General features: G+C 45.2%; 10 protein-coding genes. 4 read left to right on the forward strand and 6 right to left on the reverse strand.

Going from position 1 to position 11,187, the window contains the following annotated elements; genetic code table 11:
• Positions 1–78: 78 nt before the first annotated feature.
• The 6 genes from ACVBIO_RS04915 to priA form a co-directional block, all read right to left on the reverse strand.
• Complete coding sequence (locus ACVBIO_RS04915; RefSeq protein WP_447159791.1) at positions 79–474, reverse strand: gamma-butyrobetaine hydroxylase-like domain-containing protein; 396 nt, start codon at positions 472–474, stop codon at positions 79–81.
• A gap of 116 nt (positions 475–590) precedes the next feature.
• Positions 591–1,916: an ATP-dependent protease ATPase subunit HslU gene (hslU, locus tag ACVBIO_RS04920; protein ID WP_447159790.1), complete on the reverse strand. Its 1,326-nt coding sequence runs from the start codon at positions 1,914–1,916 to the stop codon at positions 591–593.
• Between the two features lie 89 nt (positions 1,917–2,005).
• Positions 2,006–2,530, reverse strand: coding sequence for an ATP-dependent protease subunit HslV (hslV, locus tag ACVBIO_RS04925; RefSeq protein WP_447159789.1), 525 nt, complete (start codon positions 2,528–2,530; stop codon positions 2,006–2,008).
• A gap of 150 nt (positions 2,531–2,680) precedes the next feature.
• Positions 2,681–3,256, reverse strand: coding sequence for an SPOR domain-containing protein (locus ACVBIO_RS04930; protein WP_447159788.1), 576 nt, complete (start codon positions 3,254–3,256; stop codon positions 2,681–2,683).
• A gap of 10 nt (positions 3,257–3,266) precedes the next feature.
• Positions 3,267–5,012, reverse strand: a complete 1,746-nt coding sequence (gene argS, locus ACVBIO_RS04935) for an arginine--tRNA ligase (RefSeq protein ID WP_447159787.1) — start codon at positions 5,010–5,012, stop codon at positions 3,267–3,269.
• Between the two features lie 124 nt (positions 5,013–5,136).
• Entirely contained in the window at positions 5,137–7,332 is a 2,196-nt protein-coding gene (gene priA / locus ACVBIO_RS04940; protein WP_447159786.1) for a primosomal protein N', read from the reverse strand.
• A gap of 245 nt (positions 7,333–7,577) precedes the next feature.
• Between priA and ACVBIO_RS04945 the strand changes: the two genes are divergently transcribed.
• The 4 genes from ACVBIO_RS04945 to ACVBIO_RS04960 all read left to right on the forward strand — a co-directional run bounded on the left by ACVBIO_RS04945 (position 7,578) and on the right by ACVBIO_RS04960 (position 11,099).
• Complete coding sequence (locus ACVBIO_RS04945; protein WP_447172119.1) at positions 7,578–8,294, forward strand: FimV/HubP family polar landmark protein; 717 nt, start codon at positions 7,578–7,580, stop codon at positions 8,292–8,294.
• A 201-nt stretch (positions 8,295–8,495) separates the two neighbouring features.
• The gene (gene rpmE / locus ACVBIO_RS04950) at positions 8,496–8,708 is read left to right on the forward strand and encodes a 50S ribosomal protein L31 (RefSeq protein ID WP_220762057.1); all 213 of its coding nucleotides are present in this window, start codon (positions 8,496–8,498) and stop codon (positions 8,706–8,708) included.
• A gap of 201 nt (positions 8,709–8,909) precedes the next feature.
• Positions 8,910–9,683, forward strand: a complete 774-nt coding sequence (locus ACVBIO_RS04955; protein WP_447163293.1) for a thermonuclease family protein — start codon at positions 8,910–8,912, stop codon at positions 9,681–9,683.
• Positions 9,684–9,848: 165 nt separating this feature from the next.
• Complete coding sequence (locus ACVBIO_RS04960) at positions 9,849–11,099, forward strand: malic enzyme-like NAD(P)-binding protein (RefSeq protein ID WP_447159783.1); 1,251 nt, start codon at positions 9,849–9,851, stop codon at positions 11,097–11,099.
• Positions 11,100–11,187 lie beyond the last annotated feature (88 nt).

Here is an 11,187-nt window from a genome sequence, read left to right on the forward strand (position 1 = left end):
GTGATTTGAACGAATAACTACAGTCGAAAGAGAAGATGTAGATCACCTAAAAGGCTTTAGGCGATCTCGTAAAACGTACTACTTGTGATACTTCACAGTCATATCGATTAATGGTTCACGACTGGCTTTTGCCGCGCGTAGACGAGCAAGATACTTTTCCCACAGCTCTATTTGGTGGGTGGCAAGATCGTACAAGACTTTCCAAGAAAACAAACCGGTATCATGGCCATCATCAAAGACGATTTTTACCGCATAGTTACCAACAGGCTCGATAGCGGTGATGTTGACGTTTTTCTTGTGGGTCACCAGTACTGGATTACCGTGGCCATGGACCTCAGCCGAAGGCGAGTAAACCCTCAACATCTCACAGCTCAACTGAAAGGTTTCACCATTATCGAATGTCATCTCAAGCTGGCGAGATTTGCGTTTCAGCTTAAGCGCTTCAACATTTGGGGTGTTGTTATCTTGAGTCATCTATTAACCAAAATGATTTAGAGAGTATTGAAAATACAATAGCGGTTAAGCACAAGATTGTCCTTAACCGCTATCACTTATTTTGCTATTGCAGTGGCTCGTTTTCTAAGTTTAACTTAGAGAATGTAGCGACTTAAATCTTCGTCTTGAACTAAGTTATCTAGGCTTGCTTTCACGTATGCGGCATCAATAACCGTCACTGAACCAGACTTGTCAGAAGCTTCATAAGACAACTCTTCCATTAAGCGTTCCATAACAGTGTGAAGACGACGTGCACCGATATTTTCTGTGCGCTCGTTCACTTGCCATGCCGCTTCTGCAATACTGTCGATACCATCTTCAGTAAATTCAATCGTGACACCTTCTGTCCCCATCAGAGCAATATATTGCTCCGTCAGCGACGCATGCGGCTCAGTTAGAATGCGTTTGAAATCACCTGCTGACAGCGCATCTAACTCGACACGAATAGGTAGGCGGCCTTGAAGCTCAGGGATAAGATCCGAAGGCTTAGACATCTGGAAAGCACCAGAGGCGATAAACAAGATATGGTCGGTTTTTACCATGCCGTGCTTAGTATTAACGGTACAACCTTCAACCAGAGGAAGTAGATCGCGCTGAACGCCTTCACGAGACACATCAGGGCCTGATGATTCGCCGCGCTTACAGATCTTATCGATCTCATCAAGGAACACGATGCCGTGTTGCTCAACCAGTTCAATGGCTTGCTCTTTAAGATCTTCTTGATTAACCAGTTTAGACGCCTCTTCTTCAATCAATAGCTTATAAGCTTCTTTGATTGGCATCTTGCGACGCTTGCTGGCACCAGGTCCCATGTTTTGGAACATGCTTTGTAGTTGGTTCGTCATCTCTTCCATACCTGGAGGAGACATGATCTCGATACCAGCTTGCGGCGCGGCAACATCGATCTCAATTTCTTTGTCGTCTAGCTGACCTTCACGTAGTTTTTTACGGAAAATTTGACGAGTTGCGCTGCTATCCGTTTTTTCGCTATCCCAATCTTCTTTCGGCTTAGGTAGCAAGGCATCTAAAATACGCTCTTCAGCAGCTTCTTCTGCGCGGAATTTACATTTTTTGATCTGCTCTTCGCGAGTAAGCTTGATAGCTGAGTCGGTTAAATCACGAATAATCTGCTCGACTTCCTTACCGACATAACCCACTTCAGTAAATTTAGTCGCTTCGACTTTAATAAATGGCGCTTTTGCTAGCCGAGCTAGGCGACGAGCAATTTCAGTTTTACCTACACCTGTTGGACCAATCATAAGAATGTTCTTTGGCGTGACTTCTTGACGAAGATCGGCAGGAAGCTGCATACGACGCCAGCGGTTACGTAGGGCAATGGCCACTGAGCGTTTGGCTTTTTGCTGGCCAATAATGTGGCTATCTAGCTCATGAACAATTTCACGTGGTGTCATCTCAGACATAATCTTTCCTCATGCTTTGCAGCATTTTTCGTATAAACGAATGAATCGTTTAGTACTTTTTATTTAGTGCGTGGTACTGAGCGCTAGGCTTAGTACTTTAATTCTTCGATAGTCTTAAATTGGTTGGTGAACACGCAAATGTTACCTGCAATTGTCAGCGATTTTTCAGCGATTTCGAGTGCACTTAAATCGGTATTTTCAAGCAGTGCAGTCGCAGCTGATTGGGCAAAGGCGCCACCAGAACCTATCGCAATAAGATCATTTTCAGGCTGAACAACATCACCATTACCGGTAATGATCAGTGAAGACTCTGTATCGGCCACGGCAAGTAATGCTTCAAGCTTGCGTAGAACTTTATCTGAGCGCCAGTCTTTAGCCATCTCGACAGCGGCACGCATAAGGTGACCTTGATGCATCTCGAGTTTAGCTTCGAAACGCTCGAATAGGGTGAATGCATCGGCGGTACTGCCAGCAAAGCCCGCAAGTACCTTGTTGTGGTACAAACGACGAACTTTTTTAGCATTGCCTTTCATAACTGTGTTACCAAGAGAAACCTGGCCATCACCGGCGATAACAACTTGGTTATTTCGGCGTACTGATACGATAGTGGTCACAATAAATCCTCTTCTCTAGCCAGAGGCGGTCTGCCTGCTGGTTGACGATAATAGAGATATGGGGATGCGTGAGTAAATATCAAGGGTAGATAGGGTACTGGCATAAAAAACGCTGCACAGGGCAGCGTTTTAAATTATTGCTGGTGGGCGTTAGCCTTCCCAGAGCCAGATTTGGCAGCCGTTAGTGCCAGAGTTTTGCAACACGTGACGCTGCCTTTCAGCATCACGTTTCTTGTCATAAGGCCCTAGAACCACTTTGTACCAAATGCCACTGGTGCCTTGGACTTTTCGAACTCGAGCCTCTAGTCCTTGGAAAGCGATTATCGCTTTTAGCTCATTAGCCTGTGACTCTTTTCTAAATGAGCCACATTGCATCTGATAAGGACGCTTAGGTTTAGTCGATACCTCAGGAAGGTCTACTTCGACCTTCTTGTTTTCTAACTCTTTAAGATAGGTCCATTCCTCTTTCGGTGCAGGAGGAAGAGCATCAGGATCTTTCTTTACTGGTTTTTTCTTTGGCTGTTCGACAACCACAGGTGTGGTTGCTGGTTCATCATTGCTGCTTAATATCCACAGTAAATAGCCAAAGCCGCCAACGCCTACAAGTGTGATAAGCAACAGCAGAATCGGAAAGCGCTTAGGGGCGCTTCCTTTTGAGCTCTTTTTGCGAGCGCTGTTCTTACCTTTTCGAGCAGGCTTACGGTTTGCATAATCACGATTTGTCATGAGCTGGAGGTTACATCCGTTCTAAGGTTTCTAGGCCAAGAAGATTCAGACCCTGCTTCAATGTCTTAGCGGTTAGCTGAGACAATAGTAGGCGGCTTTTCTTCGACTCTTCTGTTTCGGCGGCCAATACAGGACATGCTTCGTAGAAACTTGAAAAGGCACCAGCCAGCTCAAATAGGTAGCCACAAAGTGCATGGGGCTGCCCTTTGTTGACCATACGCGCCATTACTTCACCAAATTGAGCCAGCTTAGTCCCTAAGTCTTTCTCTTTTTCGTGCTCTAGAGTAATTGTTGCATCGCTTAAGTCAACGTCTTGAGCGCGCTTGAAAATACCCGCTACACGTGTGTATGCGTAGAGTAGGTAAGGCGCGGTGTTGCCTTCAAAGCTCAGCATCTGCTCGAAGCTGAAGATATAGTCACTCGCGCGGTTCTTTGAAAGATCGGCATACTTAACTGATGCGATACCCACAACGCGAGCAATTTCAACTAGTTCAGCTTCATCCATATCTGGGTTCTTGCTACGAACCAATTCTAATGCGCGCGTATCGGCTTCATTTAACAGATCGATTAACTTAACAACGCCGCCAGAACGGGTTTTGAATGGACGACCATCTTCGCCGTTCATGGTACCAAAGCCCATGTGCTCAAAGCTCATGTCTTCACGAACAAACTTAGCTGTTTTAGCTAGCTTAAATACTTGTTGGAAGTGAAGCGCTTGGCGTAAATCCACAAAGTAAAGCGCTCTGTCAGCCTTAAGGACGTTAGAGCGGTAGCGCATAGCTGCTAAATCGCTGGTGGCATAGAGGTAACCGCCATCGGCTTTTTGAATAATAACCGGTAGAGGCTCGCCTTCTTTGTTTTTAAATTCGTCCTGGAATACGACTTTTGCACCGTTACTTTCTGACAGTAAACCCTGAGCGTCTAAGTCGGCAACGACTTGTGCTAAGTCATTGTTATAAGCGCTTTCGCCACGAACGTCTGCACGGGTTAGGCTCACACCTAAACGCTCGTATAGTTCATGACAATGGCTTAGCGAAATATCGTTAAATTCGCGCCATAGCTTGTTGCAGTACTCGTCGCCTGATTGCAGTGCAACCACTAACTTACGAGCGCGAATGGCAAACTCTTCTGATTCATCAAAACGCACTTTAGCAGCGCGGTAGAATGTCTCTAGATCAGACAACTCCATCTTGGCTTGCTCGCCGTTGGCTGCACGCAGCTCTTCCATATAGGCAAGTAACATACCGAACTGAGTGCCCCAGTCACCAACGTGGTTTTGACGTATAACCTTGTGACCCATAAATTCTAGGGCGCGCACTACACTGTCACCAATAATGGTTGAGCGCAGGTGACCTACGTGCATCTCTTTAGCAAGGTTAGGTGAAGAGTAATCGACAACAACCGTTTGTGGTGTTGGTAACTCAAGACCAAAGTGATCGCTGTTGAGTGCTGCCATTAGCTGGTTAGCAAGGGCGTTATCATCGATAAAGAAGTTGATAAATCCAGGACCTGCAATTTCAACTTTTTCGACATGGCTTGATGTCGGCAAGTTATCAATTAATAGCTGAGCGATTTCACGTGGGTTTTTGCCCGCAGCTTTAGTTAGCATCATTGCCAAGTTAGTTGCAAAATCACCGTGGCTTTTATCTTTCGTTCGGTCAACTTGAATACGAGCTTCAAAGTCAGCAGGAACAATCCCTTGTTGTTTAAGAGCATTTAAAGATTCAGCGAGTAAAGATTGAGTATGTGATTTCATTGGCGTTTAATCGACACTTACATAAAGAAAAATAATTAGGGGTAACCGACTATTTTAGCCGCTAGTGGTGGTGAATTACTATCCTCTAGCGAACTTTTTCTGCTTTGAAGCCGATAAAGTCGATTTAAAGCAGATCTTGTGGGTCTCTATCTATGCTCCAACGACATTTTTTAGCCAGTGGCAGCTGTTCGATTTGTGGCAATGCACGCTCGAATTCTAACTGGAGTCTGTTACGGTTTTTTGTCTGGAATAAAAGCTGGCGGCGATACTTACCCGCTTTTCTGTCAAGCGGCGCAGGCATGGGGCCAATCACTTCACACTCTTCATCTTGCGGTAGTAGGGCACCAATTTGGCTTAACAGGTTGTCAGCATCAATAGCCTGATGAGCTTCAGCACGAATTAAGATCATATGCCAAGCGGGTGGCAGTAGTGCTTGAGTACGCTCAAATAACTGATTGCGAGCAAACTCACCATAACCTTTGTGCATCAACTCTCGCAGCATGGCGTTATCGCTCTGATGGGTCTGTAGCAATACCGTGCCGGGCTTAGTGGCTCGCCCTGCGCGGCCGGACACCTGAGTATAGAGCTGGCCAAATCGCTCAGGCGCTCTAAAATCGGCGCTAAATAGCGCACCATCTACATCCAATAAGCCCACTAAGGTGACATCAGGAAAGTGATGGCCTTTCGCCAGCATTTGGGTGCCAACTAAGATTTTGTACTCACCCTTGTGGATCGCATTAAGGTGCCCTTCGAGTGAGCCCTTATTACGAGTGGTATCTCTATCTATTCGTACCACCGGATGATTGGGGAACTCTTTTTCTAAAAATGACGCAAGCTGTTCTGTGCCCACGCCTTGGCCTGCAAGCATGGTACTGCCACAGCTATGACACTGTTTAGGAATGGCGTATTGGTTGCTACAGTGGTGACAACGAATTTCGCCTAAGGCTTGATGCACGGTAAAGAAGGCATCGCAGCGGTCACACTCATGTAGATGGCCACACTCATGGCAGATAAGTGCAGGAGCAAAGCCACGACGGTTCAAAAATAAGATAACCTGGTTGCCAGCGTCGAGATGAATGCGCATCTCATTCAATAGCGCGTGAGACATCCCTGAGCGTAGCGGCTGATTGCGAATATCGATAATGCCCTGGCGCACTTTTTCGGCAGCGCCGGCGCGTTTTGCTAAATGCAGATGTTGATAGCGGCCGCTGAGCGCATTTTGTAGTGTTTCAAGTGATGGCGTGGCCGTCCCTAAAAGCACTGGGACTTGTTCAAGATGGCCGCGCATAACGGCTAAGTCGCGGGCGTGATACCCCACACCTTCTTGCTGCTTAAAGCTAGAGTCGTGCTCTTCATCTAAGATGATCACGCCTGGATAAAGCATCGGGGTAAAGAGCGCGGAGCGGGTACCGATAATAATCGCAGCCTCACCAGATCTTGCTTGTCGCCACGCATCCAGCCTTTGATTGTCGGTAAGACCTGAGTGAATGACGGCCACTTTAACGTTAAATCGGCGTCTAAAGCGATTGATGGTTTGTGGGGTTAGACCAATTTCGGGCACTAAAACCAGTGCCTGTTTGCCTTGTTTTAATACGGTTTCAAGCATGGCTAAGTAGACTTCCGTCTTACCTGATCCGGTAACGCCTTCAAGTAAGGTGCAATGATAGCCTGACTGCTGGGTCAAGGTGGCGACAGCAATGGCTTGCTCTGGGTTAAGCTTGTGCGGCTCTTCTGTCATTTCAAGTTCGGTGCGCCAGCTTAAGTCTGTCGCAAGTATGCGGCTTTTCTTTTCAATCCAGCCTTTATCATCTAGTGCTTTGATTGCGGCTTTGCTTAGCTCTAAGCTGGTAATGTCACTGAGTTCTATGTCGCGTTCACGCAAGCTGTGGAGTAGCTTTCGCTGTGCAGGGGCTCGATTGAGCTGATTGATATCAGCCTCTTTGCCTGCATCGGTTAGCGTCCAGTATGTGACGCTAGATTCTTTGACCTCTGCGCCTTTACGTAGCGCAACAGGAATCGCCTGCGATAACATTTGCCCTAGGCTGCAGAAGTAATATCTTGCGGCCCAAGCAGTTAATTTATAAAGTGAATCTGGCAGTAATGGCTCAGTATCAAGAATGGCCACAATCGGTTTTATCTGCTTAGGTGGAAGTGAGCAGCTATCACTGGTTGCCGTAATAAGGCCGATGAGTTGTTGGCGACCAAACGGAACTTGAACACGCATGCCTTTTTGAGGCGTAATGGTGATATGTTCAGGCACTTGGTAGCTAAAGTTTTGTCGCATTGGAACGGGCAGGGCGACCTCAACAAACAAAGGCATAGTATTACTATTTAGAAGGGAAGTTAGCCTTAAGTGTACCGAGCGAGTTTCATCAGAGCTAGCGGCAATTGATTTTATTGCGGATCAAACATACTCGCTGGCCTTTTGAGAGGGTGCATTGGGATGATTTTACTGTTACTAATTGGTATTAGCTTAAGCTTGATTAAGCAGGCTTATTCAATTGGTTGGAATAATGATTAATAAAAATAGCCAAGAAAAAGTTTTACTGGATTAAGGTACATTTGATGAAGAGATTTATATTCGCGCTGATGGCAATGACAGCATTGGCAACGGCTCAGGCAGAAGTGTCACATGTCAGTATTAATGAGAGGCAGTTTAAGCTCGGTGAGCACCCTAGCTTAAAGCTCAATATTGTTACCTCTCATAGCAACCTGAAAAAAGTACAGTTCTCAATTCGGCAAGCCAATGGTGAAGAGCGACTGCTCTCTACGCCTCTGACCAGTTTTATGGTCGAGGCGACAGGGGTGGAAGATGTGGTTGATAAAAACGCGGTATTGATTGTAAAGGAGTACCGGGTTAATCGCTGGTACCAAGTCAAAGTCTTGAGTTTATTTAATGACAAGGTGAATGAAGCTGGCAGGGATAAGCGCGATAGCACTTATCAGGCGAGCGCTGTTAAAGAGGTCAAGCAAACCGAAGTCGCCTCAAGTGGCATAAAAGTGAGTGGTGCTGATGTGATAGTCAGCCGTTTAGATGACTGCCAAATAGAGTTTGATGGTAAAGAAACCTTATGGCGTATCGCGAATCGACAAGCTAAACGTTGGGGAATAAGCCCTTATGGGGCGATGTTAGCCATTTTTGAGCGTAACCCTAAGGCTTTTAATAACCAGAGTATAAATGGCCTTAAGTCGCAAGCGACCCTAGAGTGTCCATCGATGGTCACGCTCGAAAAGTATGCGGATGCTAAGGTGGCTATGAGGCAATTTAATGCGATGGAATAATGGCTTAAGGCTGCTTGCTAGGGTGCAATAGAATAGGCTTTTGAGGCCTTTTTGCGATTATTTATTATTCACACATAATGGCGCTTGAATCTACAAATAAGATCCTGTAGTATTCGGCGCCTAAATAATTTTATTTTAACTGCATGTGGTGTCCGACTTCGGGTTGGAAGAGCGACATGGCCTTTTACTGAGGTAATTCCAATGAAACCAGGCATTCATCCTGATTATGCAGAAATCACTGCAACTTGTACTTGTGGTAACGTTATCAAGATTAACTCTACTGTAGGTAAAGATTTACACCTAGACGTATGTGGTGCATGTCACCCATTCTACACTGGTACCCAGAAAGTTATGGATACTGGCGGACGTATCGACAAGTTCAACAAGCGCTTTGGTGCACTTGGCAAGAAGTAATTACTTCTGCAATGAATTTAAAAAAGGCGCCTTCTGGCGCCTTTTTGCTATCTAAGCATATTTACTCGCTGAAAAATCACATCTTTATACTGATTAGTATGGTTTGAATAGCTATCGGTTATGGGCTCGTGGTACTTTTACATCTTGATGTGTTGTCGTCACTATAGACACAGTAAGGATTGATAAAAGGAGGGCCGTGGCATGAGTCTAATTAGAATACTGGCAGTCCTGCTGTTATCTTTACCGGTTTTCGTTGTGCAAGCGAGCCTATGCATACCGACGCAGTTTAATGAAACGGTTACGTTAGATTACGTCAATGATGGCGATACTATTACTTTAACCGACGGCCGCTTAGTGCGACTCATCGGTATCGACTCCCCTGAAATTGACTTTCAATTTCCAGAGCTTTCACAGCCTTACGCTACACCTGCAAAAAAATTCCTTTCTGAAGTCGTTAAACCCGGTCAGTCGCTGTTGCTTGCTTTCGATAAGAAGCGCTTAGATCCGTTTGGTCGAACACTGGCTTATGTCTACACTGAGCAATTAGAGCATCTGCAAGAGATGATGCTAGCTAATGGTTTTGCTAAGGCACGAGTCTACCAAAACGACTATTTTTGGCAGTGTTTAAGTAAAATAGAACGAAGCGCACGTACAAATAAAGTGGGCTTATGGAGTCATAAAGCCTATCAACCTTTAACCACCTACAACCTAACGCGTAATGACAGTAATAAATGGCGAGAGGTCAGAGGAGTTGTTACGGGTTATGAAAGAAAAGGTCAAAATTTCGAGCTTAATATCGACAATAACTTGGTTTTGATGATGACTCAGCAAGATATTGGTAAGTTTAGCAACATTTTGACGTTGAATTTGCTTGAAAGCCGCGTAATAGTAAGAGGTAAGTTGTACTTTTCTTACGGCAAATATCGCCTAAATGCGACACATCCATCTCAGATAACCATGGAAAATGCCCCTTAGGAATAATATATAGCGATAAAGTTAAAAAATGAGAAGAACTTGTTTGAAATGACCTGAGATTCAAGTATCTTAGCGGCTATCAACTAACTGTTTTTTGCTCAATTTGAAACTTTAGTTGCCGACCTCTCGCTCAGGATATTATTAGTCGCACTCAGGATTAGAAAAATGGCAGATCTTCGTCAACAAGCCCTCGATTATCATGAATTCCCCGTTCCAGGCAAAACAGCTGTTTGCCTAACTAAACCCGCAGAAACCAGTATGGATCTCGCTCTGGCTTATAGCCCGGGTGTGGCAGAGCCTGTACGTGAAATTGCGGCTAATCCAGACAATGCTTACCGTTATACAGGTAAAGGCAACACAGTTGCTGTTATCTCTAACGGTACGGCAATTTTAGGTCTAGGTAACTTAGGCCCGTTGGCATCTAAGCCTGTAATGGAAGGCAAAGCTTTGCTTTTCAAACACTTTGCTAATATTGATGCTACAGATATCGAAGTAAAGCACAGAACATCTGAAGAGTTCATTAACACAGTTGAAGCGATTGCCGACACATTTGGCGGTATTAACCTTGAAGATATCAAGGCGCCAGAATGTTTTGAAATTGAAAAGGCATTGATTGAGCGCTGTAATGTACCTGTATTTCATGATGATCAGCACGGTACTGCAATTGTAACTGCTGCAGGTATGCTTAATGCACTTGAGATTCAGGGCAAGTCTATCGAAGACGCAGTGTTTGTCTGTATGGGCGCTGGCGCAGCTGCGATCGCTTGTATGACCATGATTGTTAACTGTGGTGCTCAGCGTGAAAACGTATACATGCTAGACAGAAAAGGCGTGATCCATACTCGTCGTGACGACATTAATGAGTATAAGGCGCTATTTGCTAACAACACTGATAAGCGCACGCTGCAAGATGTGATTAAAGGTGCTGATGTATTCTTAGGTCTTTCTGGTCCAGATGTTTTAGCTGCTGAAGATGTTGCCTTAATGGCAGATAAGCCAGTGATTTTTGCTTGTTCTAATCCAGATCCAGAAATCAAACCCGAAATTGCTCATGATGTTCGTAAAGACTTAATTATGGGGACGGGCCGTAGCGACTACCCTAACCAAGTTAACAACGTACTTTGCTTCCCATTCATTTTCCGTGGTGCGCTAGATGTGCGTGCTTCAAGAATCAATGATGAGATGAAGATTGCCGCTGTACACGCAATCGCTGCTTTGGCAAAAGAGCCGGTACCGGCTTCAGTACTTGCAGCCTATCCAAATATTGACTCACTAGAGTTTGGTCCAGAATACGTGATCCCTAAACCAGTTGATGCGCGCCTTTTGCCTAATGTGGCCAAAGCGGTTGCGATTGCAGCAATTGAATCTGGTGTTGCAGTGATTAAAGAATTACCTGCAGGCTATATGGAGTCATAAGCACTCTATTTGTCGAGAAAAGGAGCCTAATGGCTCCTTTTTTGTTGCCGAGAGTTTTTCGATTACTGTATAACTGAAGGCTAGCAAG

It is taken from the genome of Shewanella sp. 0m-8 (assembly GCF_052977265.1).